Source organism: Pseudomonas sp. A34-9, assembly GCF_029543085.1.
GTDB lineage: Bacteria > Pseudomonadota > Gammaproteobacteria > Pseudomonadales > Pseudomonadaceae > Aquipseudomonas.
Map to the genome: position 1 here is coordinate 1,046,430 of NZ_CP119967.1, position 26,177 is coordinate 1,072,606.

Annotated in this window: 29 protein-coding genes; 17 read left to right on the top strand and 12 right to left on the bottom strand. The window is 59.5% G+C overall.

Annotated features, from left to right (window positions below):
• Positions 1-229: 229 nt before the first annotated feature.
• From P3G59_RS04435 to hisC, 10 genes are all read left to right on the top strand, one after another.
• The gene (locus tag P3G59_RS04435) at positions 230-1,039 is read left to right on the top strand and encodes an ATP-binding cassette domain-containing protein (protein ID WP_277760594.1); all 810 of its coding nucleotides are present in this window, start codon (positions 230-232) and stop codon (positions 1,037-1,039) included.
• Complete coding sequence (gene mlaE / locus P3G59_RS04440) at positions 1,039-1,836, top strand: lipid asymmetry maintenance ABC transporter permease subunit MlaE (RefSeq protein WP_007912402.1); 798 nt, start codon at positions 1,039-1,041, stop codon at positions 1,834-1,836. The genes P3G59_RS04435 and mlaE overlap by 1 nt, the downstream gene beginning before the upstream one ends.
• On the top strand, positions 1,836-2,303 hold the full coding sequence (gene mlaD, locus P3G59_RS04445; protein ID WP_007912400.1) for an outer membrane lipid asymmetry maintenance protein MlaD: 468 nt from the start codon (positions 1,836-1,838) through the stop codon (positions 2,301-2,303). The genes mlaE and mlaD overlap by 1 nt, the downstream gene beginning before the upstream one ends.
• A gap of 11 nt (positions 2,304-2,314) precedes the next feature.
• Positions 2,315-2,968: an ABC transporter substrate-binding protein gene (locus P3G59_RS04450; RefSeq protein WP_277760595.1), complete on the top strand. Its 654-nt coding sequence runs from the start codon at positions 2,315-2,317 to the stop codon at positions 2,966-2,968.
• A complete protein-coding gene (locus P3G59_RS04455; protein WP_277760596.1) occupies positions 2,965-3,270 on the top strand; it encodes an STAS domain-containing protein in 306 nt (101 codons plus the stop codon). Before P3G59_RS04450 ends, P3G59_RS04455 begins: the two co-directional genes overlap by 4 nt.
• Before the next feature lie 116 nt (positions 3,271-3,386).
• Complete coding sequence (locus tag P3G59_RS04460) at positions 3,387-3,626, top strand: BolA family protein (protein WP_007912386.1); 240 nt, start codon at positions 3,387-3,389, stop codon at positions 3,624-3,626.
• A gap of 22 nt (positions 3,627-3,648) precedes the next feature.
• Positions 3,649-4,914: a UDP-N-acetylglucosamine 1-carboxyvinyltransferase gene (gene murA, locus P3G59_RS04465; protein WP_277760597.1), complete on the top strand. Its 1,266-nt coding sequence runs from the start codon at positions 3,649-3,651 to the stop codon at positions 4,912-4,914.
• Between the two features lie 141 nt (positions 4,915-5,055).
• The gene (hisG, locus tag P3G59_RS04470) at positions 5,056-5,691 is read left to right on the top strand and encodes an ATP phosphoribosyltransferase (protein ID WP_007912384.1); all 636 of its coding nucleotides are present in this window, start codon (positions 5,056-5,058) and stop codon (positions 5,689-5,691) included.
• 125 nt (positions 5,692-5,816) lie between these two features.
• Positions 5,817-7,154, top strand: coding sequence for a histidinol dehydrogenase (gene hisD, locus P3G59_RS04475; RefSeq protein ID WP_277760598.1), 1,338 nt, complete (start codon positions 5,817-5,819; stop codon positions 7,152-7,154).
• 3 nt (positions 7,155-7,157) lie between these two features.
• A complete protein-coding gene (gene hisC, locus P3G59_RS04480) occupies positions 7,158-8,210 on the top strand; it encodes a histidinol-phosphate transaminase (RefSeq protein ID WP_277760599.1) in 1,053 nt (350 codons plus the stop codon).
• 123 nt (positions 8,211-8,333) lie between these two features.
• Here the strand turns inward: hisC and algW are convergent, their stop codons facing one another.
• Positions 8,334-9,491, bottom strand: coding sequence for a Do family serine endopeptidase AlgW (gene algW / locus P3G59_RS04485; protein ID WP_277760600.1), 1,158 nt, complete (start codon positions 9,489-9,491; stop codon positions 8,334-8,336).
• Positions 9,492-9,594: 103 nt separating this feature from the next.
• On the opposite strand from algW, the gene P3G59_RS04490 reads away from it, so the two are divergent.
• The 3 genes from P3G59_RS04490 to cysN all read left to right on the top strand — a co-directional run bounded on the left by P3G59_RS04490 (position 9,595) and on the right by cysN (position 13,425).
• Positions 9,595-10,353, top strand: coding sequence for a Nif3-like dinuclear metal center hexameric protein (locus P3G59_RS04490; RefSeq protein ID WP_277760601.1), 759 nt, complete (start codon positions 9,595-9,597; stop codon positions 10,351-10,353).
• A gap of 246 nt (positions 10,354-10,599) precedes the next feature.
• Positions 10,600-11,517 (top strand): sulfate adenylyltransferase subunit CysD, encoded by a 918-nt coding sequence (gene cysD / locus P3G59_RS04495; RefSeq protein ID WP_007912374.1) that lies wholly within the window; start codon positions 10,600-10,602, stop codon positions 11,515-11,517.
• Between the two features lie 9 nt (positions 11,518-11,526).
• A complete protein-coding gene (gene cysN, locus P3G59_RS04500) occupies positions 11,527-13,425 on the top strand; it encodes a sulfate adenylyltransferase subunit CysN (RefSeq protein ID WP_277760602.1) in 1,899 nt (632 codons plus the stop codon).
• A 250-nt stretch (positions 13,426-13,675) separates the two neighbouring features.
• Here the strand turns inward: cysN and P3G59_RS04505 are convergent, their stop codons facing one another.
• The 3 genes from P3G59_RS04505 to P3G59_RS04515 are packed head-to-tail and all read right to left on the bottom strand — an operon-like array spanning position 13,676 to position 17,065.
• A complete protein-coding gene (locus P3G59_RS04505) occupies positions 13,676-14,578 on the bottom strand; it encodes an acyltransferase (protein ID WP_277760603.1) in 903 nt (300 codons plus the stop codon).
• Entirely contained in the window at positions 14,579-16,678 is a 2,100-nt protein-coding gene (gene pta, locus P3G59_RS04510) for a phosphate acetyltransferase (protein WP_277760604.1), read from the bottom strand.
• Between the two features lie 60 nt (positions 16,679-16,738).
• The gene (locus P3G59_RS04515; RefSeq protein WP_277760605.1) at positions 16,739-17,065 is read right to left on the bottom strand and encodes a DUF3565 domain-containing protein; all 327 of its coding nucleotides are present in this window, start codon (positions 17,063-17,065) and stop codon (positions 16,739-16,741) included.
• On the opposite strand from P3G59_RS04515, the gene P3G59_RS04520 reads away from it, so the two are divergent.
• The 3 genes from P3G59_RS04520 (at position 17,034) to P3G59_RS04530 (ending at position 19,394) form a co-directional block, all read left to right on the top strand.
• Complete coding sequence (locus P3G59_RS04520; RefSeq protein ID WP_007912368.1) at positions 17,034-17,519, top strand: peptidylprolyl isomerase; 486 nt, start codon at positions 17,034-17,036, stop codon at positions 17,517-17,519. The genes P3G59_RS04515 and P3G59_RS04520 overlap by 32 nt on opposite strands.
• Before the next feature lie 123 nt (positions 17,520-17,642).
• Complete coding sequence (locus P3G59_RS04525; protein WP_277760606.1) at positions 17,643-18,125, top strand: glutathione peroxidase; 483 nt, start codon at positions 17,643-17,645, stop codon at positions 18,123-18,125.
• A 165-nt stretch (positions 18,126-18,290) separates the two neighbouring features.
• Positions 18,291-19,394, top strand: a complete 1,104-nt coding sequence (locus tag P3G59_RS04530) for an NADH:flavin oxidoreductase (protein ID WP_277760607.1) — start codon at positions 18,291-18,293, stop codon at positions 19,392-19,394.
• A 127-nt stretch (positions 19,395-19,521) separates the two neighbouring features.
• Here the strand turns inward: P3G59_RS04530 and P3G59_RS04535 are convergent, their stop codons facing one another.
• Positions 19,522-20,721, bottom strand: coding sequence for a glycosyltransferase family 1 protein (locus P3G59_RS04535; protein ID WP_277760608.1), 1,200 nt, complete (start codon positions 20,719-20,721; stop codon positions 19,522-19,524).
• A 40-nt stretch (positions 20,722-20,761) separates the two neighbouring features.
• Positions 20,762-21,514: a sulfate transporter CysZ gene (cysZ, locus tag P3G59_RS04540; RefSeq protein ID WP_277760609.1), complete on the bottom strand. Its 753-nt coding sequence runs from the start codon at positions 21,512-21,514 to the stop codon at positions 20,762-20,764.
• 311 nt (positions 21,515-21,825) lie between these two features.
• On the opposite strand from cysZ, the gene trxB reads away from it, so the two are divergent.
• On the top strand, positions 21,826-22,788 hold the full coding sequence (gene trxB / locus P3G59_RS04545) for a thioredoxin-disulfide reductase (protein WP_007912350.1): 963 nt from the start codon (positions 21,826-21,828) through the stop codon (positions 22,786-22,788).
• A gap of 126 nt (positions 22,789-22,914) precedes the next feature.
• Here trxB and P3G59_RS04550 read toward each other — a convergent pair whose 3' ends face one another.
• The 6 genes from P3G59_RS04550 to P3G59_RS04575 form a co-directional block, all read right to left on the bottom strand.
• Entirely contained in the window at positions 22,915-23,253 is a 339-nt protein-coding gene (locus tag P3G59_RS04550) for a HopJ type III effector protein (RefSeq protein ID WP_277760610.1), read from the bottom strand.
• Positions 23,246-23,542: a DUF1244 domain-containing protein gene (locus P3G59_RS04555; RefSeq protein WP_016987026.1), complete on the bottom strand. Its 297-nt coding sequence runs from the start codon at positions 23,540-23,542 to the stop codon at positions 23,246-23,248. Before P3G59_RS04555 ends, P3G59_RS04550 begins: the two co-directional genes overlap by 8 nt.
• A 127-nt stretch (positions 23,543-23,669) precedes the next feature.
• Positions 23,670-24,041, bottom strand: coding sequence for a dihydroneopterin triphosphate 2'-epimerase (folX, locus tag P3G59_RS04560; protein ID WP_007914273.1), 372 nt, complete (start codon positions 24,039-24,041; stop codon positions 23,670-23,672).
• On the bottom strand, positions 24,042-24,602 hold the full coding sequence (gene folE, locus P3G59_RS04565) for a GTP cyclohydrolase I FolE (RefSeq protein WP_277760611.1): 561 nt from the start codon (positions 24,600-24,602) through the stop codon (positions 24,042-24,044). It abuts the gene before it with no gap.
• Positions 24,603-24,623: 21 nt separating this feature from the next.
• Positions 24,624-25,334 (bottom strand): dihydromonapterin reductase, encoded by a 711-nt coding sequence (gene folM, locus P3G59_RS04570; RefSeq protein WP_277760612.1) that lies wholly within the window; start codon positions 25,332-25,334, stop codon positions 24,624-24,626.
• A 119-nt stretch (positions 25,335-25,453) separates the two neighbouring features.
• Positions 25,454-26,020: an antibiotic biosynthesis monooxygenase gene (locus tag P3G59_RS04575; protein ID WP_277760613.1), complete on the bottom strand. Its 567-nt coding sequence runs from the start codon at positions 26,018-26,020 to the stop codon at positions 25,454-25,456.
• Positions 26,021-26,177 lie beyond the last annotated feature (157 nt).

Genomic DNA, 26,177 nt, shown 5'->3' on the forward strand with positions numbered 1-26,177 from the left:
ATGTTGCAAAGGCTCACGCAAGTTCGTCGTGCTTTGTCATTCCTCGTTACCAAAACCCGGCAAAACAGCCTGCGCACCTGTCATATCGCCGAACACAGGCTGGTACAAGCCTTGGGCGCTTAGCCTTTGCAGTGATATAGTTCGCCGCCAGTTCGGCCTGCCCGGGATGTACGTGCTTTTTAAGTAAAGCCAGGCGTCCGAGTGAGAGGCTGCATCGCAAGGAGTTTAGATGAGTGCCGATAACGCCTACGCGGTCGAGCTGAAGGGAGTCTCCTTCAAGCGCGGTGCGCGCAGCATTTTCAATAACGTCGATATTCGCATCCCGCGCGGCAAGGTCACCGGCATCATGGGACCTTCCGGGTGTGGCAAGACCACGCTGCTGCGATTGATGGGCGCACAATTGCGCCCTGCCAGCGGCGAAGTCTGGGTCAATGGCCAGAACCTGCCTGCGCTTTCGCGCAGCGATCTGTTCGATGCGCGAAAGCACATGGGTGTGCTGTTTCAAAGCGGCGCGCTGTTCACCGATCTCGATGTATTCGAGAACGTGGCTTTCCCTCTGCGTGTTCATACCGATTTGCCGGAAGAAATGATCCGCGACATCGTCCTGCTCAAATTGCAGGCGGTCGGTCTGCGCGGTGCCATCGAATTGATGCCGGATGAGCTGTCCGGTGGCATGAAGCGTCGTGTCGCACTGGCGCGGGCGATTGCGCTCGATCCGCAGATCCTTATGTACGATGAACCTTTCGTCGGGCAGGATCCGATCGCCATGGGCGTGCTGGTCCGTCTGATCCGTCTGCTCAACGATGCGCTGGGGATCACCAGTATCGTGGTGTCCCACGATCTGGCGGAAACCGCGAGCATTGCCGACTACATCTATGTCGTCGGTGATGGTCAGGTGCTGGGGCAGGGGACGCCGGACGAGTTGATGAACTCGGACGAGCCGCGTATCCGTCAGTTCATGACCGGCAATCCCGATGGCCCGGTGCCGTACCATTTTCCAGCGACGGATTACCGCGCAGATCTTCTGGGGAAGCGCTGATGCGCAGAATTTCATTAATAGAACGCGTGCGCCGGTTCGGCGAGGCGGCGATCGACGCCGTCGCGGTGTTCGGTCGCGCGACGCTGTTCCTGTTTCATGCCTTGCTGGGTCGTGGCGGCATCAGCGGCGGTTTCAGCCTGCTGGTCAAGCAGCTGCATTCGGTTGGCGTGATGTCGCTGGTGATCATCGTCGTTTCCGGGATCTTCATCGGCATGGTGCTGGCGCTACAGGGCTTCAGTATTCTGTCGAGCTACGGTTCGGAACAGGCCGTGGGGCAGATGGTTGCGCTGACCCTGTTGCGTGAGCTCGGCCCGGTGGTGACAGCGCTGTTGTTCGCCGGTCGTGCCGGTTCGGCGTTGACCGCAGAGATCGGCAACATGAAGTCCACCGAACAGCTTTCCAGTCTGGAAATGATCGGCGTCGATCCGCTCAAGTACATCATTGCTCCGCGCCTGTGGGCCGGCTTCATTTCCCTGCCGGTGCTGGCGATGATTTTCAGCGTGGTGGGCATCTGGGGCGGTTCGTGGGTGGCTGTCGACTGGCTGGGTGTGTATGAAGGCTCGTATTGGGCGAACATGCAGAACAGCGTGAATTTCACCAGTGACGTGCTCAATGGCGTGATCAAAAGTATTGTTTTTGCCTTTGTAGTGACCTGGATCGCCGTATTCCAAGGCTACGACTGTGAGCCCACTTCCGAGGGGATCAGCCGTGCCACTACCAAGACCGTGGTGTTTGCCTCGCTGGCAGTCCTCGGCCTGGACTTTATTCTGACCGCTTTGATGTTTGGAGATTTCTGATGCAAAACCGCACCCTGGAAATCGGTGTCGGCCTGTTCCTGCTGGCAGGGATCCTGGCTTTGTTGCTGCTTGCTTTGCGGGTCAGTGGTCTGTCTCCGACATCGACCACCGACACCTATAAACTGTATGCCTACTTTGACAATATCGCCGGTTTGACGGTCAGAGCCAAAGTGACCATGGCCGGTGTGACTATCGGCAAGGTCACGGCGATCGACCTGGATCGCGACAGCTTCACCGGTCGGGTCACCCTGCAAGTGGATAAAAAGGTCGACAACCTGCCGACCGATTCCACAGCGTCTATCCTGACCGCTGGTCTGCTGGGCGAGAAGTACATCGGTATCAGCGTCGGCGGTGAAGACAAACCGCTGAAGGATGGTGGAACCATTCACGACACGCAGTCGTCACTGGTACTGGAAGACCTGATCGGTAAATTCCTGCTCAATACCGTTAGCAAAGACGCCAAATGAGGAGCTTTTGAATGATCTCTACCTTGCGACGTGGCCTGTTGGTGTTGCTCGCGGCATTGCCACTGATGGCTAACGCTGCGCCTGGGCAATCCGCGCATGATCTGGTTCAGGACACCACGAACCGGATGCTTGCCGACCTGTCGGCCAACAAAGAGAAGTACAAGCAGGATCCGCAGGATTTCTACACGGCGTTGAATACCATCGTCGGTCCGGTGGTGGATGCCGAAGGCATTTCCAAGAGCATCATGACGGTCAAGTATTCGCGCAAGGCCACGCCGGCGCAGATGAAGACTTTCGAAGAAAACTTCAAGAAAGGCCTGTTCCAGTTCTACGGTAACGCCTTGCTCGAATACAACAACCAGGGCATCACCGTTGATCCGGCCAAGGACGAGTCGGGCGATCGCACCAGCGTCGGCATGACCGTAAAAGGCACCAACGGCGCGATCTATCCTGTGCAGTACACGCTTGAGAAGATCAACGGCGAGTGGAAACTGCGCAACGTGATCATCAATGGCATCAACATCGGCAAGCTGTTCCGTGATCAGTTCGCCGACGCCATGCAGCGCAATGGCAATGATCTGGACAAGACCATCAACAATTGGGCTGGTGAAGTCGCCAAGGCCAAGGAAACCACGGATAAAGCTGCCGAGAAGCCAGCACAATGAGTGAGGCCGCAGTTCGTATGAGTGATGTCGACGAGCTTCTGCTCAGTGGCGTGCTGGACTATCGCACCGGTGCGGACCTGCGCAAGGAAGGCCAGGCGCTGATCAAGTCGAGCAAGGCTGCTTCGCTGGTGATCGATTGCTCGGCGGTGCAGAAATCCAGCAGCGTCGGTTTGTCGTTGCTGTTGTGCTTCATGCGCGATGCGAATGCAGCCGGCAAGGCTGTCAGCATCCGCGCGATGCCCGAAGACATGCGCGAAATTGCTCAGGTCAGTGAACTGACCGAACTGTTGGCGCAACCCTGAACCCGCATCAATAAAGAAGCCCCCCGTCAGAGTCCTGCCAATGCGGGGTTCGCAGGCGCGGGGCTTTTTTGTATGATGTCCGACCCGTGCGCACAGGGCGCCGATTGAGGTTGAGCATGCAGGCCGTAGAAGTGAAGAGCTTCCTTGAAGGAAAGCTGCCCGGAACGTTGGTAGAAGTTGAGGGCGAAGGCTGCAATTTCCAGCTGAACGTGATTAGCGATGAACTGGCGGCGTTGAGCCCGGTGAAGCGTCAGCAGCAGATCTATGCCCATTTGAACCCATGGATCACCGATGGCAGCATCCATGCGGTCACTATGAAATTTTTCAGCAGCGCGGCCTGGGCCGAGCGCACCTGAGCCTAAGGGCGTTGAGATTCTTATGGATAAATTGATTATTACTGGTGGCGCTCGTCTTGATGGCGAGATCCGCATTTCCGGGGCAAAGAACTCTGCCCTGCCGATCCTGGCTGCCACCCTGCTGTGCGATGGCCCGGTGACCGTTGGCAACCTGCCGCACCTGCATGACATCACCACCATGATCGAGCTGTTCGGTCGCATGGGCATTGAGCCGGTGATCGACGAGAAACTCAGCGTCGAAATCGACCCGCGCACCATCAAGACCCTGATCGCGCCGTACGAACTGGTGAAAACCATGCGTGCGTCGATTCTGGTACTGGGCCCGATGGTTGCCCGTTTCGGTGAAGCCGAAGTCGCACTGCCTGGCGGTTGCGCCATCGGTTCGCGTCCGGTTGACTTGCACATCCGTGGCCTCGAAGCCATGGGCGCGATCATCGACGTCGAAGGCGGCTACATCAAGGCCAAGGCGCCTGAAGGTGGCCTGCGTGGTGCGAGCTTCTTCTTCGATACCGTCAGCGTGACCGGTACCGAGAACATCATGATGGCTGCTGCTCTGGCCAAGGGCCGTAGCGTGTTGCAGAACGCCGCCCGCGAGCCTGAAGTGGTTGACCTGGCGAACTTCCTCAACGCCATGGGCGCCAAGGTTTCCGGCGCCGGCACCGACACCATCACCATCGATGGCGTCGAGCGTCTGGGTTCGGCTTTCTATAAGGTCATGCCTGACCGTATCGAAACCGGCACCTACCTGGTCGCGGCCGCCGTGACCGGTGGCCGCGTCAAGGTCAAGGACACCGATCCGACCATTCTCGAAGCCGTTCTGGAAAAGCTCCGTGAAGCCGGCGCAGAAATCACCTGCGGTGAAGACTGGATCGAGCTGAACATGCACGGCAAACGTCCGAAAGCAGTCAACGTGCGCACCGCGCCGTACCCGGCATTCCCGACTGACATGCAAGCGCAGTTCATCTCGCTCAACGCCATTGCCGAAGGCACCGGTGCGGTGATCGAGACAATCTTCGAAAACCGTTTCATGCACGTGTACGAGCTGCACCGCATGGGCGCCAAGATCCAGGTCGAAGGCAACACCGCCATCGTCACCGGCACTGAAGTCCTCAAGGGCGCGCCAGTGATGGCGACCGACCTGCGTGCTTCGGCCAGTCTGGTGATCTCGGCACTGGTTGCCGAAGGCGATACGCTGATCGATCGCATCTACCACATAGACCGTGGTTACGAGTGCATCGAAGAAAAACTGCAGATGCTGGGCGCCAAGATCCGTCGCGTTCCGGGCTGATTGCTGGATTGGGACACAGGGACGTGTCCAACGAATTGTTTCGAATCGAGGGTGGTCTTTTCATTGGTAAAGACGCCTCGATGTGTGCCCGGCGCCGATTGCGACCGGGCATGAGTACCTTGATAAGGACTGACGTTTCCCATGTTGACCATCGCACTGTCCAAGGGCCGCATCCTTGACGACACCCTGCCGCTTCTTGCTGAAGCGGGCATCGTGCCGACCGAGAATCCGGACAAGAGCCGCAAGCTGATCATTCCCACGACGCAGGACGACGTTCGTCTGCTGATCGTGCGCGCCACCGATGTGCCGACTTACGTCGAGCATGGCGCGGCCGACCTCGGCGTGGCCGGTAAAGACGTGTTGATGGAATACACCGGCCAGGGCCTCTACGAGCCACTGGACCTGCAGATCGCCCAGTGCAAGCTGATGACCGCCGGCAAGATCGGCGCGCCAGAGCCCAAGGGCCGTCTGCGCGTGGCGACCAAATTCGTCAACGTTGCCAAGCGTTACTACGCCGAGCAGGGCCGTCAGGTCGACATCATCAAGCTCTACGGCTCGATGGAACTGGCGCCGCTGATCGGTCTCGCCGACAAGATCATCGATGTGGTCGACACCGGCAACACCCTGCGCGCCAACGGCCTGGAACCTCAGGAACTGATCGCCACGATCAGCTCGCGCCTGGTGGTCAACAAGGCTTCGATGAAAATGCAACACGCCCGTATCCAGGCGTTGATCGATACCCTGCGCAACGCAGTGGAATCGCGACACCGCGGCTGATTTACCTGCGCGACCCCAGGTCGCGCCGTCTATCCGCCTCATAGCCAGAATTCTCAGGTGCCCAAGCGGATCGAATGATAGTTTCGGGCGCCTGAGTTTTTTGCCATTCCTATGAGGCTCTCGCTATGACCGCACCGACTGCAATTCGCCGACTCAACGCTGCTGACCCGGATTTCGCGCATCATCTGGATCATCTGCTGAGCTGGGAAAGTGTGTCTGACGACTCGGTCAATCAGCGGGTGCTGGATATCATCAAGGCTGTGCGCGAACGCGGTGACGCGGCGCTGGTCGAGTTCACCCAGAAGTTCGACGGCCTCGAAGTCGCTTCGATGGCCGACCTGATCCTGCCGCGCGAACGCCTGGAGCTGGCTCTGACGCGGATCACCGTGGCACAGCGCGAAGCACTGGAAAAAGCCGCCGCCCGTGTGCGCAGCTACCACGAGAAACAGAAACAGGATTCGTGGAGCTACACCGAAGCTGACGGCACGGTGCTGGGCCAGAAGGTCACGCCGCTGGATCGTGCCGGTCTGTACGTGCCGGGTGGCAAGGCGTCGTACCCGTCGTCGGTGTTGATGAACGCGATTCCGGCCAAGGTCGCCGGCGTGACCGAAGTGGTCATGGTCGTGCCGACCCCGCGCGGTGAAATCAACGAACTGGTGCTGGCGGCTGCGTGCATCGCCGGCGTTGACCGCGTGTTCACCATCGGCGGTGCGCAAGCCGTCGCGGCTCTGGCCTACGGCACCGAAAGCGTGCCGAAAGTCGATAAGGTGGTTGGTCCGGGCAACATTTATGTCGCCACGGCCAAGCGCCACGTATTCGGTCAGGTCGGCATCGACATGATCGCCGGCCCTTCGGAAATTCTCGTGGTGTGCGACGGCCAGACCGATCCGGACTGGATCGCCATGGACCTGTTCTCGCAAGCCGAGCACGACGAAGACGCCCAGGCGATTCTGGTCAGTCCGGACGCCGAGTTCCTCGACAAGGTCGCCGCGAGCATCGACAAACTGCTGCCGACCATGGATCGCGCGACCATCATCGAAACCTCGATCAATGGCCGTGGTGCGTTGATTCACGTGAAGGACATGGCGCAAGCCATCGAAGTCGCCAACCGCATTGCCCCGGAACACTTGGAACTGTCGGTCGCTGACCCGCAAGCCTGGCTGCCGCAGATCCGCCACGCTGGCGCTATTTTCATGGGCCGTCACACCTCGGAAGCACTGGGCGACTATTGCGCAGGCCCGAACCACGTATTGCCGACGTCCGGCACCGCGCGATTCTCGTCGCCGCTGGGTGTGTATGACTTCCAGAAGCGTTCGTCGATCATTTTCTGCTCCGAGGCCGGTGCTTCCGAGCTGGGCAAGACTGCATCGGTGCTGGCCCGTGGCGAATCGCTGAGCGCTCACGCGCGCAGCGCCGAATACCGCATCAAAGACGAAGACTTTCAACAAGGGCAGGGGAACTGAGCGATGAGCAAATTCTGGAGCCCGTTCGTCAAGGATCTGGTGCCATACGTGCCGGGCGAACAACCGAAGCTGACCAAACTGGTCAAGCTCAATACCAACGAAAACCCCTATGGCCCATCGCCAAAAGCCTTGGCGGCGATGCAGGTCGAGCTCAACGATAACCTGCGTCTGTACCCGGACCCGAACAGCGATCTGCTGAAAACCGCCGTCGCTCATTACTATGGCGTGCAGAGCAATCAGGTGTTCCTCGGCAACGGCTCGGATGAAGTGCTGGCGCATATCTTCCACGGTTTGCTGCAACACGATCAGCCGCTGCTGTTCCCGGACATCAGTTACAGCTTCTATCCGGTGTATTGCGGTTTGTACGGTATCCAGTACGATGCGGTGCCGCTGGACGCGCAGTTCCAGATCAACCCGGCGGACTATGCCAAGCCGAATGGCGGAATCATTTTCCCTAATCCGAACGCACCCACCGGTTGCCTGTTGGCACTCGACGCGGTTGAGCAGATCCTCAAGGCCAGCCCGGATTCGGTGGTCGTGGTGGACGAGGCTTACATCGACTTCGGCGGCGAAACCGCGATCAGTCTGGTGGACCGTTATCCGAACCTGCTGGTGACGCAGACCCTGTCCAAGTCGCGTTCGCTGGCCGGCCTACGCGTGGGTCTGGCGGTCGGGCATCCTGATCTGATCGAGGCGCTGGAGCGGATCAAGAACAGCTTCAACTCTTATCCGCTGGATCGTCTGGCCATTGTCGGCGCGGCAGCGGCGTTCGAAGATCACGAGCATTTCGACAAGACCTGCCGCCTGGTGATCGAGAGCCGCGAGTGGGTGATTGCGCAGTTGCAGGCCAAGGGTTTTGAAGTGTTGCCGTCGGCGGCGAACTTCATCTTCGCCCGGCATCCGCAGCATGATGCGGCAGGGCTGGCGGCCAAGCTGCGTGAGCAGGGCGTGATCGTGCGGCACTTCAAGCAGGAGCGGATTGCGCAGTTCCTGCGGATTTCGATTGGCACGCCGGAGCAGAATCAGGCGCTGATCGACGGCCTCGGCGACCTTTGATACAACGCTGAACCCTGTAGGAGCGAGCCTGCTCGCGATAGCGCAAGGACATTCAACATTTATGCTGACTGACCTGGCGCAATCGCGAGCAAGCTCGCTCCCCCATTGTTTTTGCTTGGCGGCTTACTCTTCTTTTTCCTGTACCGGCGCCGGTGGCGGACGCAGGCCGATTTCAGCGGTGAGCTTCAGCTCTTTGCCATTGCGCATCACCTGAATCGTCACTTTGTCGGTCGGTTTGATCCGCGCGACCTGGTTCATTGAACGACGGCCATCACCGGCCGGTTCGCCGTCAATGCTCAGAATCACATCACCCAATTGCAGGCCGGCTTTCTGCGCCGGGCCATCGCGGAAGATCCCTGCGACGACAATCCCCGGACGCCCGGACAAACCAAACGACTCGGCCAGTTCCTGGGTCAGCGGCTGCACTTCAATGCCCAGCCAGCCACGAATCACCTGACCGTGCTCGATGATCGACTTCATCACCTCCATCGCCAGTTTCACCGGAATGGCAAAACCGATGCCCTGCGAGCCGCCGGACTTGGAGAAGATCGCCGTGTTGATACCGGTCAGGTTGCCGTTGGCGTCGACCAGTGCGCCGCCGGAGTTGCCCGGGTTGATCGCCGCGTCAGTCTGGATGAAGTCTTCGTAGTTGTTCAGGCCCAACTGATTACGCCCGGTGGCGCTGATGATGCCCATGGTCACGGTCTGCCCCACACCGAACGGGTTACCGATGGCCAGCGCGACGTCGCCGATACGAATATTGTCGGAACGGCCGACAGTGATCGCCGGCAGGGTTTTCAGGTCGATCTTCAACACCGCGAGGTCGGTTTCCGGATCGCTGCCGATCACTCGGGCGAGAGTTTCACGGCCGTCCTTCAGGGCGACCACAATCTGATCGGCACCGCTGGTCACGTGGTTGTTGGTGAGGATGTAGCCCTCCGGGCTCATGATCACGCCGGAGCCGAGGCTCGATTCCATGCGCTTCTGCTTCCGCGAGTTATCACCAAAGAAGCGGCGGAACTGCGGATCTTCAAACAGCGGATGCGCCGGTTTGTTGATGACTTTGGTGGTGTACAGATTGACCACTGAAGGCGCGGCAATGGTCACGGCATCCGCATAGGACACCGGCCCCTGCTGCACGCTGGTGGTCTGCGGGGCCTGTTGCAGGTTGACGTCGAGGCTCGGCAGCCCGACCCACTGCGGGTAACGCTGAATAATCAACAGAGCGATAAGCACGCCGGCCAACAGCGGCCAGCCCATAAAACGCAGCGCCTTGAACATTAAGCACGTCCTGGAAGAGTTGCAGGCGGGGTCAGACCGCCCATAATGTCGCGCATTATACGAGGCCGCGCGTGCCTCTGAACGGGATATTTAGGAGTCTTTCATGGCCGTTGCCCTCAGCACCCTCGTCGAAGAAGCCGACCGTTACCTTGGCAGTGCGAAAATTGCCGATTATTGCCCGAATGGATTGCAGGTCGAGGGCCGCCCGCAAGTGATGCGCATCGTTAGCGGCGTCACGGCCAGTCAGGCCTTGCTCGATGCCGCCGTCGAGGCCGGGGCCGATCTGGTGCTGGTGCACCACGGATACTTCTGGAAGGGCGAGAACCCGTGCGTCACCGGCATGAAGCAGCGCCGACTGAAGACCTTGCTCAAGCACGACATCAGTCTGCTCGCTTACCACTTGCCGCTGGATTTGCATCCTGATGTCGGCAACAACGTGCAACTGGCGCGTCAACTGGACATCACTGTTGAAGGCCCGCTGGACCCGGATAATCTTAAAATCGTGGGTCTGGTCGGGTCTTTGAAAGAGCCGATGACGGCACGCGATTTCGCCCGCAAGGTGCAAGAAGTCATGGGCCGCGAACCGTTGCTGATTGAAGGCAGCCCGATGATTCGCCGGGTTGGCTGGTGCACAGGCGGTGGCCAAGGCTATATCGATCAGGCCGTCGCCGCAGGCGTCGATCTGTATCTCAGCGGTGAAGCTTCCGAACAGACCTTCCACAGCGCCCGCGAAAACGACATCAGCTTTATTGCCGCCGGCCACCACGCCACCGAGCGCTACGGCGTGCAGGCGCTGGGCGACTACCTGGCAAAACGCTTCGCCGTCGAACACATCTTCATCGACTGCCCGAATCCAATCTGACAACCACCACTCCCCTGTGTAGGAGCTGCCGAAGGCTGCGATCTCTTGATCTGGCCTTTTAAAAACAAGATCAAAAGATCGCAGCCTTCGGCAGCTCCTACAGGACAGTCATCGCCCAAACGAGTGGGCATATTCATATACCCTTTCGATCTAGTCGGCGTCCTGATTAGAAGAGGCCGCTGTGCTAGGATTTCCCGCTCGAACACGGCCCGCTGGCCGTTCATAAGAAAGTTTTCGTGAGTAGCCATGGTCGACAAACTGACGCATCTGAAACAGCTGGAGGCGGAAAGCATCCACATCATCCGCGAGGTGGCCGCCGAGTTCGATAACCCGGTGATGCTGTACTCCATCGGTAAAGACTCCGCCGTGATGCTGCATCTGGCACGCAAGGCGTTCTTCCCGGGCAAGCTGCCGTTTCCGGTGATGCACGTCGACACCCGCTGGAAATTCCAGGAGATGTACAAGTTCCGCGACAAGATGGTCGAAGAACTGGGCCTGGACCTGATCACCCACATCAACCCCGATGGCGTGGCGCAGAACATCAACCCGTTCACCCACGGCAGTGCCAAGCACACCGACATCATGAAAACCGAAGGCCTGAAACAGGCACTCGACAAGCATGGTTTCGACGCAGCGTTCGGCGGCGCCCGTCGCGATGAAGAGAAATCCCGCGCCAAAGAGCGCGTGTACTCGTTCCGTGACAGCAAGCACCGCTGGGACCCGAAAAACCAGCGCCCGGAGCTGTGGAACGTCTACAACGGCAAGGTCAACAAGGGCGAATCCATTCGTGTGTTCCCGTTGTCGAACTGGACCGAACTGGACATCTGGCAATACATCTACCTCGAAGGCATCCCGATCGTGCCGCTGTACTTCGCCGCCGAGCGCGAAGTGATCGAGAAGAACGGCACGCTGATCATGATCGACGACGAGCGCATCCTCGAGCACCTGTCCGACGAAGACAAAGCGCGCATCGTCAAAAAGAAAGTGCGTTTCCGCACCCTTGGCTGCTACCCGTTGACGGGCGCCGTGGAGTCCGAGGCCGAAAGCCTCACCGACATCATTCAAGAAATGCTCCTGACGCGAACTTCCGAGCGCCAGGGCCGAGTCATCGACCACGATGGCGCCGGCTCGATGGAAGATAAAAAACGTCAAGGCTATTTCTAAGGGGCTGTCATGTCGCACGTATCTGATTTGATCAGCGAGGACATCCTCGCCTACCTGGGCCAGCACGAACGTAAAGAGCTGCTGCGCTTTTTGACTTGCGGTAACGTCGATGACGGCAAGAGCACCCTGATCGGGCGCCTGCTGCACGACTCGAAGATGATCTACGAAGATCACCTCGAAGCCATCACCCGCGACTCGAAGAAAGTCGGCACCACCGGTGACGATATCGACCTGGCGTTGCTGGTCGACGGTCTGCAGGCCGAGCGTGAGCAGGGCATCACCATCGATGTCGCTTACCGTTATTTCTCCACCGCCAAACGCAAATTCATCATCGCCGATACGCCTGGCCATGAGCAGTACACCCGCAACATGGCCACCGGTGCGTCCACCTGTGACCTGGCGATCATCCTCGTCGACGCGCGGTACGGCGTGCAGACCCAGACCCGTCGCCACAGCTTCATCGCCTCCCTGCTGGGGATCAAACACATCGTCGTCGCCATCAACAAGATGGACTTGAAGGGCTTCGATGAAGGCGTGTTCGAGTCGATCAAGGCTGACTACCTGAAGTTCGCCGAAGGCTTGAAGATGAAGCCGACCAGCATGCACTTCGTGCCGATGTCTGCCCTCAAGGGCGACAACGTGGTGAACAAGTCCGAGCGTTCGCCTTGGTACAAGGGCCAGTCGCTGATGGAAATCCTTGAGACCGTGGAAGTGGCGGGCGATCGCAACTTCACCGATCTGCGTTTCCCGGTGCAGTACGTCAACCGTCCGAACCTGAACTTCCGTGGTTTCGCCGGCACGCTGGCCAGCGGCATCGTCAAGAAGGGCGACGAAGTCGTGGTGCTGCCGTCGGGCAAGAGCAGCCGGGTGAAATCCATCGTCACTTTCGAAGGTGAGCTGGAACATGCCGGTCCTGGTCAGGCCGTAACGCTGACCATGGAAGACGAAATCGACATCTCCCGTGGCGACCTGCTGGTGCATGCCGACAACGTGCCGCCGGTCACCGACAGCTTCGAAGCGATGCTGGTGTGGATGGCTGAAGAGCCGATGCTGCCGGGCAAGAAATACGACATCAAACGCGCCACCAGTTACGTGCCGGGCTCGATTGCCAGCATCGTCAACAAGGTCGACGTCAACACCCTTGAAGAAGGCCCGGCGAGCGCGTTGCAGCTCAACGAAATCGGCAAGGTGAAGATCGCGCTCGACGCGCCGATCGCCCTCGACGGTTACGAGAGCAACCGCACCACCGGCGCGTTCATCATCATCGACCGTTTGACCAACGGCACCGTTGGCGCCGGCATGATCGTTGCGCAACCGGTGACGCATGGCACTGCCACGCACCACGGCAAGCTGGCCCACGTTGCCACAGAAGAGCGCGCCCAGCGTTTCGGCCAGCAACCGGCTACCGTGCTGTTCAGCGGCCTGTCGGGCGCAGGCAAAAGCACGCTGGCTTATGCGGTCGAGCGCAAGCTGTTCGACATGGGCCGTGCGGTGTTTGTGCTCGATGGCCAGAACCTGCGTCACGACCTCAATAAAGGTCTGCCGCAGGATCGTACCGGTCGCACTGAAAATTGGCGCCGGGCCGCGCACGTCGCGCGTCAGTTCAACGAAGCCGGCCTGCTGACCCTGGCCGCGTTCGTTGCGCCGAGTGCCGAAGGACGCGAGCAGGCCAAGGAGCTGATCGGCAAGGATCGTCTGCTGACGGTCTACGTACAGGCCTCGCCGGCCGTGTGCGCCGAGCGTGATCCGCAAGGCCTGTACGCGGCTGGCGGCGACAACATCCCGGGCGAGTCCTTCCCGTACGACGTGCCGCTGAATGCCGATCTGGTGATCGACACGCAGACACTGAGTCTGGAAGAGAGCGTCAAGCAAGTGCTGGATCTGCTGCGCAAGCGTGGCGCGATCTAAGCGTTAGCGACCAATGAAAAGCCCGTCGATGAGTGATCATCGGCGGGCTTTTTTTTCGCTTTGAGATGTCAAAAGATCGCAGCCTTCGGCAGCTCCTACATTGGATCGGCGTACACCCTGTAGGAGCTTGCGATCTTTTCGTGATCGTTCCCACGCTCTGCGTGGGAACGCAGCCCGGGACGCTCCGCGTCCCACCTAAAGCGGACGCAGAGCGTCCAGTGAGGCATTCCCACGCGGAGCATGGGAACGATCATACGGAAGGATATTCGCGGTGCATCTGTTCCAGTAACGCGTCTTTATCCAGCCACAGCTGGTTGATCCAGCCCTGAAACTGCAAGCGATACTCACCATCCTGGTCGTAATTCTTGCCAATGAATTGCTGCGGAATTTTCAGCTCTTCAAAGTGCACCACCACATCGCGCACATTGCCGCACAGCAGATCCCAGAACCCCGGACGCCCGGCCGGGTAGTGAATCGTCACATTGACGATCGACTCCAGCTGTTCGCCCATCGCATCCAGCACAAAGGCAATCCCGCCAGCCTTCGGTTTGAGCAAGTATTTGAACGGCGATTGCTGCTGCGCATGCTTGCCTTCGGTGAAGCGCGTGCCTTCAACGAAGTTGAAAATCCCCACCGGGTTATTGCGAAACTTCGCGCAAGTCTTACGGGTAGTTTCCAGGTCTTTGCCTTTCTTCTCCGGGTGCTTGGCCAGGTATGCCTTGGAGTAGCGCTTCATGAACGGAAAGCCCAGCGCCCACCAGGCCAGACCGATCACCGGCACCCAGATCAGCTCCTGCTTGAGGAAGAACTTCAGCGGCTGAATCCTGCGGTTGAGCACGTATTGCAACACCAGAATATCGACCCAGCTCTGATGGTTACTGGTGATCAGATACGAGTGCTGATAGTCGAGGCCTTGCAGCCCGCTGACGTGCCAGCGCGTACGCCGGACCAGGTTCATCCAGCCCTTGTTGTTACTGATCCATGCCTCGTGGGTATGGCTCATCAACCAGAGCGAAGCCCGCCGGGCGAGGTCGAACGGCAGCACTTTGATCAGCGCCACGCAGAACAGAAACGAGCACAGCAGAATCGTATTGAGTGCCAACAGCAGCGCGGCGATCACGCCGCGCAACGGTGCAGGTAGAAAATCCAGCATTTACACATCCATAGGTCGGTTGGCGGCTTGAATCGCCGTGAGGGCGATGGTGTAGACGATGTCATCGACCTGCGCGCCGCGCGGCAAGTCGTTCACCGGTTTGCGCAGGCCTTGCAGCATCGGCCCGAGGCTGACGCAATCGGCGCTGCGTTGTACGGCTTTGTGGGTGGTGTTGCCGGTGTTCAGATCCGGGAACACGAACACGGTGGCGCGACCGGCGACCTGACTGTTCGGCGCCAGTTGCCGGGCGACTTCTGCGTTGGCGGCGGCGTCGTATTGCAGCGGGCCGTCGATCAGCAGCGAGTGCTGTTGCTCGTGGGCGAGCAGGGTGGCCTCGCGGACTTTCTCGACCTCTTCACCCGTGGCCGATTCGCCGCTGGAGTAACTGATCATCGCCACGCGCGGGGTGATGCCGAATGCCGCCGCCGAATCAGCGCTTTGCAGGGCAATCTCGGCCAGTTCCGTCGCGCTCGGGTGCGGGTTCATCACGCAGTCGCCATACACCAGCACTTCTTCCGGGAACAGCATGAAGAACACCGACGACACCAGCGTGCAACCCGGTGCCGTCTTGATCAACTGAAGGGCCGGGCGAATGGTGTTGGCGGTGGTGTTGATCACACCCGAGACCAGACCGTCGACTTCATCCAGCGCGAGCATCATGGTGCCGATCACCACGGTGTCTTCCAGTTGCTGCTCGGCCATCGGCGCATTGAGGCTCTTGGTTTTGCGCAGGGCGACCATCGGCTCGACGTAGCGCTCGCGGATCAGGTCCGGATCGAGAATCTCCAGCCCCGGTGGCAAGACGATACCCTGGGCGCGGGCCACGGCTTCGACGTCTGCAGGTTTGGCCAGCAGCACGCAACGGGCGATCCCGCGTTCCTGACAGATGGCCGCCGCTTGTACGGTGAACGGCTCGCTGCCTTCGGGCAGGACGATGCGCTTGTTCGCCGCCTGCGCGCGCTGAATCAACTGATAGCGGAACACGGCGGGCGACAGGCGCATTTCCCGTGGCGTACCGCAGCGCTGGTGCAGCCATTTGGCGTCGAGATGGCTGGCGACGAAATCGGTGATGATCTCCGCGCGCTCGCGGTCATCGATCGGAATTTCCTTGTTCAAACCGTTGAGCAGGTTGGCGGTGTCGTAGGAGCCGGTGCTCACCGACAACACCGGCAAGCCTGCCTGCAACGCGCCGCGGCACAAGTCCATGATGCGTGGATCGGGCAAGGTGTCGCTGGTCAGCAGCAGGCCGGCCAGTGGCACGCCGTTGATCGCCGCCAGGCTGACGGCGAGGATGATGTCGTCGCGATCCCCCGGCGTCACCACCAAAACGCCGGGCTTGAGCAGCTCGACGGTGTTGCGCATGGTGCGTGCGCAAATGATGATCTTGGTCATCCGTCGGGTTTCGTAGTCACCGGCATTGAGCACTTGCGCGCCCATCAGGTCGGCGACGTCGCGGGTGCGTGGTGCGTTGAGTTCGGGTTGGAACGGGATGCAGCCGAGCAAGCGGAAATCACCGCTGCGCAGCAACGGCGAATGCTCTTTCAGACGGGTGGCGAAGGCGTCCATGCTCTCCTCGGTCTTGACCTTGTTGAGGATCACGCCGAGGACTTTCGGGTCTTTCGGCCCGCCGAACAATTGCGCCTGCAACTCGACGCGGCCAGACAGTTCGGCGAGCACTTCGTTTTCCGGCGCCGAGACCAGAATCACCTCGGCATCGAGGCTCTTGGCCAAGTGCAGGTTGACGCGCGCGGCGTAGCTGGCGCTGCGGGTCGGCACCATGCCTTCAACGACCAGCACGTCTTTGCCGATGGCCGCTTGCTGATACAGGGTGATGATTTCTTCGAGCAACTCATCGAGCTGACCGTCGCCGAGCATCCGCTCGACGTGGGCCAGGCCCAGCGGCTGCGGTGGTTTCAGGCCGTGAGTGCGCGCCACCAGTTCGGTGGAGCGTTCAGGGCCGGTGTCGCCCGGGTGCGGCTGCGCAATCGGTTTGAAGAAGCCGACTTTCAGGCCCGCTCGCTCCAGCGTACGCACCAGCCCGAGGCTGATGGAGGTCAGACCCACGCCAAAATCGGTGGGTGCGATAAAAAAAGTTTGCATGCGAATTCTCTAAAGTTGCATGGCAATGGCGATCATCTATCTCTGACAATCTGCCGAAATTCAGTCGCCAAGGTTATCGTTAACCGAGCCTTGTGCGCACCAACCGCAGGCAAAGGGTTGGCCTATTTTTTCAATACGTTGCGCCGGGTCGAGCACCCAGGCACGTGATTGCCAGGGCGGCTGATGGCGCAGGTGTTGGGTGTGCCCACAGGAAAGCTCGGCCACCCAATGGCCTTCTTCGTCTTGATGGAAGCCTGCGATCGTCGAAACCCGTTTGTCCGGGTTGTGTTCGCTTTCGCGCGTTTGCTTCGCTAAACTTGGCCTTTCTATATTCTTATGCAAAAGGTCTCGCCCCATGCTGATCGCCGCCAATAAGGCTGTCTCCATCGACTATACCCTGACCAACGACGCTGGTGAGGTCATCGACAGCTCCGCCGGCGGCGCTCCGCTGGTCTACCTGCAAGGCGCAGGCAACATCATTCCAGGCCTGGAAAAAGCTCTGGAAGGCAAAGCTGTTGGTGACGAGCTGGAAGTTTCCGTTGAACCGGAAGACGCTTACGGCGAATACGCCGCTGAGCTGGTCAGCACCCTGAGCCGCAGCATGTTCGAAGGCGTTGACGAGCTGGAAGTCGGCATGCAGTTCCACGCTTCGGCGCCGGACGGCCAAATGCAAATCGTCACCATCCGTGACCTCGACGGCGACGACGTGACTGTCGACGGTAACCACCCACTGGCTGGTCAGCGCCTGAACTTCAAAGTGAAGATCGTTGACATTCGTGATGCCAGCCAGGAAGAAATCGCTCATGGCCACGTCCATGGCGAAGGTGGCCATCACCACTGATTTTCTGCGCTAAGCTTCGAGTACTGGAGAGGCGCCTGCGGGCGCCTTTTTAGTCCGCGGCTGTCCTTGGTGGTCTCGCCAAGTGGCTGTTTCGAGTAGAACATCGGAATCCTGGAGTTCGTCATGAGTGCTTTTCACGACCTTAAGTTGACAGCCCTGGATGGTCAGGAGCTACCGCTGGCGCCGTTCAAGGGCCAAGTCGTGCTGGTGGTCAACGTCGCCTCCAAGTGCGGCTTGACGCCTCAGTACGCGGCGCTGGAAAACCTCTATCAGCAATTCAAAGGCAAAGGTTTCAGTGTACTGGGCCTGCCGTGTAACCAGTTCGCCGGTCAGGAACCGGGTACTGAAAAGGAAATTCAGGACTTCTGCAGCCTTAACTATGGTGTGACGTTTCCGTTGTCGAGCAAGCTTGAAGTCAACGGCCACGAGCGTCATCAGCTCTATCGTCTGCTGGCGGGCGAGGGTGCCGAGTTCCCCGGTGACATCACCTGGAATTTCGAGAAATTCCTGCTCGGCAAGGATGGCCGGGTGCTGGCGCGGTTCTCGCCGCGCACGGCGCCGGATGATCCGACCATTGTTCATGCGATTGAAAAAGCGCTGAGCTGAAAAGCAGGATCAAAAGATCGCAGCCTTCGGCAGCTCCTACGGGGGACTGGCGATGCTGCGATCTTTTCGTTTCTGATCCTTGATCACCGAAATCAATAATGCTGTTCAAAGGTTTCGACTCTCCATATTATCGCCGTCATAAAGCTATCTCTGTGGAGCCTCCCGATGCCTGTCCAAGCCTTGTTCAAACCGTTCCACCTCGGTGCCCTCGAACTGCCGACCCGTGTGGTCATGGCACCGATGACTCGCTCTTTCTCACCGGGTGGCGTGCCTAATTCGAAAGTCATCGAGTACTACCGTCGTCGCGCGGCGGCCGGTGTTGGCCTGATCATCACCGAAGGCACCACCGTCGGCCACATTGCCTCCAACGGTTACCCGAACGTGCCGCAATTCTTTGGTGAGGCGCCATTGGCCGGCTGGAAAAAAGTCGTCGACGCCGTTCACGCTGAAGGCGGCAAGATTGTTCCGCAGCTGTGGCATGTGGGCAGCGTGCGTCGCATCGGCACCGAGCCGGACGCCAGCGTGCCGGGTTATGGCCCGTCGGAAAAACTCAAGGATGGTCAGGTCGTGGTGCACGGCATGAGCAAACAAGACATCCAGGACGTGATCGCAGCCTTCGCCCAAGCGGCCAAAGACGCCCAAAGCATCGGCATGGACGGCGTGGAAATCCACGGTGCCCACGGTTACCTGATCGACCAGTTCTTCTGGGAAGGCAGCAACCAGCGCAGCGACGAATACGGCGGCAGCCTGGCCAACCGTTCGCGTTTCGCCATCGAACTGATTCAAGCCGTACGTGCAGCGGTCGGCGAAGGTTTCCCGATCATCTTCCGTTTCTCGCAATGGAAGCAGCAGGATTACACCGCGCGTCTGGTGCAAACCCCCGAAGCACTGGGCGAATTCCTCAAGCCGTTGTCTGACGCCGGCGTGGATATTTTCCACTGCTCGACGCGGCGTTTCTGGGAGCCAGAGTTTGACGGCTCCGATCTGAACCTGGCCGGCTGGACACGCCAACTGACCGGCAAACCTACGATTACTGTCGGTAGCGTGGGTCTGGACGGCGAGTTCCTGCAGTTCATGGTCAACACCGACAAGGTCGCGCAACCGGCCAGTCTGGAGAACCTGCTGGAGCGTTTGAACAAGGAGGAGTTCGATCTGGTGGCGGTAGGCCGTGCGCTACTGGTCGATCCGGATTGGGCGCAGAAAGTCCGCGAAGGGCGCGAACAGGATATTTTGCCGTTCAGCCGTGAGGCGTTGATGACGCTGGTTTAAGTAGAGCACTCAGTGACGCAATCGCGAGCCGGCTCACGCCTACAATTGACCGCGTTTCTTCTGCTGAAATGCGCTCGACTGCAGGAGTGAGCCTGCTGGCGATGACGATCTCACTGTCAGCAAAGAATCAAGGCAATGTCTGCGCATTCGGGACAACCTGCTCCCCCACACACGCCCCACGCAAATGCTTTTCAAACTGTTCGATAACCGCCGGCCAACCCTGGCGACTCGCATGTTGCCGCGCATTCAAACGCACGCAACGCAACGCCTCATCCTCCTCCAGCAACCACGCAGCAGCATCGCAAAACGCCTCTTCATCACCGGGCATCGCCAGCACGCCGTTGTAACCATGGCGGATATGCTGCGCCGCCGCAGCCTGGTCGTAAGCCACCACACCCAGTCCCGACGCCAGCGCTTCCAGCACGACATTGCCAAAGGTTTCGGTAAGGCTCGGAAACAGAAAGACATCCCCGGATGCATAGTGCGCCGCCAACGCTTCACCCCGCTGTGAGCCGCAGAAAATCGCCCCGGGCAAATCCTTTTCCAGGGCTAGCCGTTGCGGCCCGTCGCCGACGACGATCAGTTTCAGATTGCGCTGTGGGTAAGTGTCCCGCAGTTTTTCGAAGCAGCGTTTGAGCAGGCCAAGGTTTTTCTCCGGTGCGAGTCGTCCTACGTGAATCACCGCAATGTCCTGCTCGGACAGGCCCCATTGCTCACGCAAGGCATTCAGCCGTTTACTCGGATGAAACAACTGGCTGTCGACACCGCGCGACAACAGCGCCAAGCGCTCGAAATGGCGCCGCTCCAGTTCCAGTCGTTGGCTGACGCTCGGCACCAGAGTCATGGCCGAGCGATTGTGGAACCAGCGCAGGTAATGCGTGAGCATCCGCGTCAGCAGACCGAGCCCATACTGGCTGGTGTACTGCTGGAAGTTGGTGTGAAACCCGCTGACCACGGATATCCCCAAACGCCGCGCCGCACGCAGCGCCGACAGCCCGAGCGGGCCTTCCGTGGCGATGTACAAGACGTCAGGACGCTGGCGCTTCCAGCGCCGCAGCAGTTTGTGCATCGACGACTGTCCCCATTGCAGCCCCGGGTACCCCGGCAGCGGCCAGCCCCGACACAGCAGCAGCGCATCATCCTCACTGCGCTGCGGATCGCCGGCCTGACGCGGTCGCACCAGTTCCACTTGGTGGCCACGCGCGCGCAGTCCATCGCACAAGCGGCCAAGGGTATTGGCCACCCCGTTGATTTCCGGTGGGAAGGTTTCGCTGATCAGAGTGATATGTAGAGCTGTCGTCATGACCTCAGTGTCGGCTGAGGCCATGTCGACGTTGTGACGTTCGGATGATGGATTTGTGACGTGCCTAGCGCTGGGCCACCAGATTTTCCGCACCCCGCTCACGCACCCAGAACAACGTCGCCCCGGCCACTGCCGCCGGCATCATCAGGATGTTGACCACCGGAATCAGCAGCACCAGATAGACAATGCCGCCGAAACTCATGCTCTGCCAGCGCTTCTGCCGCAGCCAGGCGAGCATTTCGTTCCAGCCCAGTTTGTGGTTGTCCGCCGGGTAGTCGATGTACTGGATCGCCATCATCCACACGCCGAACAACAGCCACAGCGGCGCGGCGATGATGTTCACCACCGGAATGAACGAGAGGATGAACAGACCGATCGCGCGCGGCAGGAAATAGCCGAGTTTGCGCATTTCCCGGGCGAGGGTGCGCGGGATCATGGCGATCAGTTCGCCCCAGCTGAAGGCCGGGAAGTCATCGGTGCCGCGCACCACCACTTCTACTTTTTCGGCGAGAAAGCCGTTGAACGGCGCGGCGATCACGTTGGCCAGCATGGTGAAGGTAAAAAACACCATCAGCGCCACCAGCACTACAAACAGTGGCCAGAGGATGTAACTGAGGAAACTCAGCCATTGCGGCAGCGACGGCATCAGCGTGTCGACCCACAGACTGAACTGGTGGCCGGCCAGATAAATCAATCCGACGAACAGCACCAGGTTGATCGCCAGCGGCAACAACACGAACAGACGCAGACCTGGGCTGAGGACCAGTTTGAGGCCTTCGCGCAGGTATTGCGGGCCGGACAGAACAGGGGCGGGCATAAGGTGCTCCGAGCAAGGGAAAACGCGCCGACCTTACCGGCTTTGCAACGGCTGTGAAAGCGCGGCAGAGCGATCGACATTCACTGTAACGCTGACGTCCATCTCGTCAGTGCGACCGCATAGAGACCACCTATGAGCTGGATTGTTAAACCGTATTTCCTTAATCTTGCCCCCCTCGATACGCTGCACCCAACTTTTTACAGGACTGTCGAGCCCAAGCCTTCCCCAAGGTTTTCCACGGTCCTTTTTTATTCCCGCCGGCAGTCCGGCGATCCGTGCCCGTTTTTCGGCCCGGTCAACAGGAGCAGGTCATGTCTGAAGTCCGTCATTCGCGAGTGATTATTCTCGGTTCCGGCCCTGCCGGTTACAGCGCTGCGGTATACGCGGCCCGTGCCAACCTCAAGCCACTGCTGATCACCGGCATGCAGGCTGGCGGTCAACTGACCACCACTACCGAAGTCGACAACTGGCCGGGCGACGTCCACGGTCTGACCGGTCCGGCACTGATGGAACGGATGCGCGAGCACGCCGAGCGTTTTGAAACCGAGATCGTTTTCGATCACATCAACGCCGTCGACTTCGCTGCCAAGCCTTACACCCTGACCGGCGACAGCGCGACTTACACCTGCGATGCGCTGATCATCGCCACTGGCGCCAGCGCTCGTTACCTGGGCCTGCCTTCGGAAGAAGCGTTTATGGGCAAAGGCGTTTCGGCCTGCGCGACCTGTGACGGTTTCTTCTACCGCAACAAGCCTGTTGCAGTAGTCGGCGGTGGCAACACCGCAGTTGAAGAAGCACTGTACCTGGCCAATATCGCCAGCACCGTGACCCTGATCCACCGTCGCGAAACCTTCCGCGCCGAGAAGATCCTGATCGACAAGCTCAACGCTCGCGTCGCCGAAGGCAAGATCATCCTCAAGTTGAACGCCAACCTCGACGAAGTCCTGGGCGACAACATGGGCGTGACGGGTGCGCGTCTGAAGAACAACGACGGCAGCTTCGATGAAATCACCGTTGACGGCGTGTTCATCGCCATCGGCCACACCCCGAACACTTCGCTGTTCGAAGGCCAGTTGACCCTGAAAGACGGTTATCTGGTGGTGCACGGCGGCCGTGAAGGCAATGCGACTGCGACCAGCGTCGAAGGCATCTTCGCCGCCGGTGACGTAGCTGACCACGTTTACCGTCAGGCGATCACCTCGGCCGGCGCCGGTTGCATGGCGGCACTGGACACCGAGCGTTACCTGGACGGTCTGCAGAACGCTTCGTTCTAAGATCGCAGACATAAAAAAACCGGCTTCGGCCGGTTTTTTTATGAGAGTCAAAAGATCGCAGCCTTCGGCAGCTCCTACAGGGATCGGTGTAGGAGCTGCCGAAGGCTGCGATCTTTTGATCTTTAATCAGCGGCGGGTCAGGGGTTGGCCGGTGAATTTCACGCCGGCCAGACCGTGCTTGATCAGCGCGCGGATATTGCCGTGATCGCTGCCCTCAGGGGTCGCGACCACCGAGCGGTAATGCTCACCAAACGCCAACAGCGCTTCTTCATCACTCAAACCTTCCAGCAATGCCAGACCCAAGGTCTTGCACGAGCCTTCGTTCTGCCCGGCGGCGCTTTCCACGCCACCGTTGTTGAAGGCTTGCGGCTGGTAGTCGTAACCCGCAGCAATGAAAGCCAGGGTGTCGGCGAAAGCGTGTTCGCTGCTTTTGAGGCTGGTGCGCAGGGTGTTCAGGTCACTCATGGGTTTTTCCTTTGGCGAACGCCGCTTGCTGGTCGGCGTTGGCTTCTTGCTGATATTGGGCTTTCCACTCGGCGTACGGCATGCCGTAAACCACTTCGCGGGCATCATCTAGGCTGACCTCGATCTGGCGCTCGTCGGCTTCGGCCTTGTACCACTTCGACAGGCAGTTGCGGCAGAACCCGGCGAGGTTCATCAGGTCGATGTTCTGCACGTCCTTGCGGCTGTCCAGGTGGGCGACCAGCCGGCGGAAGGCGGCGGCTTCGAGTTCGAGGCGTTGTTGATCAGTCATGGGGGTCTCTGCGAGACAGCTTTGAGCGGCAGGCTTCAAGCTGCAAGATTGGATCGGGGTCGGCCGTTAGCTTACCGCTTGAAGCTTGAAGCTTGAAGCTTGAAGCTTGAAGCTTGAAGCTTGAAGCTCAGCGGCTCGCCGCGAGCGTTATCGATACCGATTCGGCAAACCGCAGCGCATGCGGCTTGTCGACTTCGACCTCGGCGTAAAGCACCGAGCCGTTGCTCATTACCAGATCGAGCAATTCCTGAGTCAGGCGTTCGAGCAGGGCAAAACGGTTGCCCTCGACGTGGGCGATGATCGCTTTGGTGATCGTGCGGTAATTGAGTGCATGATCGATGTCGTTGTCACGCACCGCTTCCTGCGCGGCATACAGAATGGTCAGGTTGATCAGCACATCCTGCTTGTTGAGGATTTCGTCCTCGTTGATCCCGATAAAGGTGCGCAAGCGCAGATCCTTGACCCGGATGCGCGCCATTCCCGGCTGAAGTTGTGGCATTTACTTGCTCCGTCCAATCAATTGCAGGAACTCCTGGCGGGTGTTGCTCGACTCGCGGAACGCGCCGAGCATGACCGAGGTGTTCATGGTCGAATTCTGTTTTTCGACACCGCGCATCATCATGCACATGTGTCTGGCCTCGATGACGACGGCGACGCCGGCAGCATCGGTGACCTGTTGCACCGCATCGGCAATTTGCCGGGTGAGGTTTTCCTGAATCTGCAGGCGCCGGGCGAACATGTCCACCAGTCGCGCGATTTTCGACAGGCCCAGTACCTTGCCTGTCGGAATATAAGCCACATGGGCCTTGCCGATGAAGGGCAGCAGGTGATGTTCGCACAATGAGTACAGTTCGATGTCGGCGACGATGATCATCTCGTCACTGTCCGAGGCAAACAGCGCGCCATTGACGATCTCGTCGACGCTCTGCTCATAGCCATGACACAGGTATTGCATGGCCTTGGCGGCGCGCAGCGGGGTGTCGAGCAATCCTTCACGGTCGGGATCTTCACCGAGGCCGATGAGGATTTCGCGGTAGTTCTCGGGCAGTGAGCGGCTCATGGGCAGCCTCGCAGGCAGGTGTTATTTGACGTGCCTTCCGCCGTTGACGGTCAGGGTCGTGCCGGTGACATAAGGGTTGTCGAGCAGATAGCGCAGGCTCTGATAAATCACTTCGCTGCCGGGCTCCAAGCCCAGCGCGGATTTGGCCAGGGCCTTGACGCGGTACGCTGCGTCGTCATCGGGATTGAACAATAGCAGGGCCGGGGCTATGCCGTTGACCTTGATGGCCGGCGCATAGCGGGCGGCGAAGGACAGGGTCAGGCTGTCGAGCCCGGCCTTGGTCGCGCAATAGCCGATGTGCTTGCTGCTGCCCTTGCGGGTGACATCGTCGCTGATGTGGATGATGTCGGCGGGCGTCGAGCGTTGCAGCAATTGGCCGCAGTGCAGGTTGATCAGGTACGGCGCGAGCATGTGCAGATTGAACATGCGCGTGAAGGCTTCAGCCTCGCTTTGCGGGGTTTCGGCCAGCCATTCGGAGGCGTTGTGCACGATGGCGCGCAGGCTGTCGGTGTGGGTTTTCAGTTCGCTGATGAAGGCGAGAATCCCGGCCTCGCTGGAGAAATCGGCGAACAGGCCGATGGCGCCCAGATCTCGTAGCGTCTGCACGCCGGGTCGCTCGCTGCGGTAAGTGAAGATGACGCGATGGCCTTCTTCGAGTAACCGCTGCGCGCAATGCAGACCGACGCGCTGGCCGGCACCGGTGATGAGGATCGGGGCTGAGGAATCAGGCATGAACGGCTCGCATCGCGGTTGGAGCAAAAACTATAACAGCGACGAGCCGGAAAAGATCGCCGCCTGCGGCAGCTCCTGCCGTCCTGCAGGAGCTGTCGAGTGCAACGCGGCTGCGATCTTTAATGTTTCTGAGGCGTCGCCGAAACAGGCAGCCGCACGGGCGTGCTGTTCAGCCAGTTCGCCAGCAATCGGGTCGACAATGGAATAAAGAAGTAAACCATCAGCGGCGTCAGGCACGCCGTGCTGATCAACACGCGCGGCAACAAAGTCAACTCAGCGAGCAACGGGCCGAGAACAAAGTTGAACAGCACTGATACCGGAAAAAACGCCAGCCAGATCGCGACGGCCTGCTTCCAGCGCGGTGGACGCTGACCGGCAGCGCCGAACCAGCCTTCGATACCGCTGACCCGGTGCTCTTTCGGGTGGGCGAACAGATCGCTGCCACGGCTCAACCACGCGGTGCGTGATGCCGAATGTTCCCACGCATACAGAGTGTGTTCGTCGACAAAGCGGAAAATGATCTGAAACTCGTTATCGCCGGGCGGCGGGGCGAGTACGCCAGATCCGAGATAACCGGGAAAGTCAGTGGCCAGTTGCTCGCCTTCGCGCAGCCAGGCGATCAGATCCTGATAGCGGCCATCAGCGACGCGACGGGCAACCATCAGCGTGACGGGGGAAGTAGACATTGTGTATCTCCGTATTTCGAGTGCGTCATTCCGGGTAGGAATTTCGCCTGACGCAGGGCCGGGGTAGAGGCCTGCGTTTTTCAACAAGCAAGGATTATTCCGGTTTTTCACGATTAAACCAGAGACTTTCGTCGCATTTGATCACTTGAACCTCATC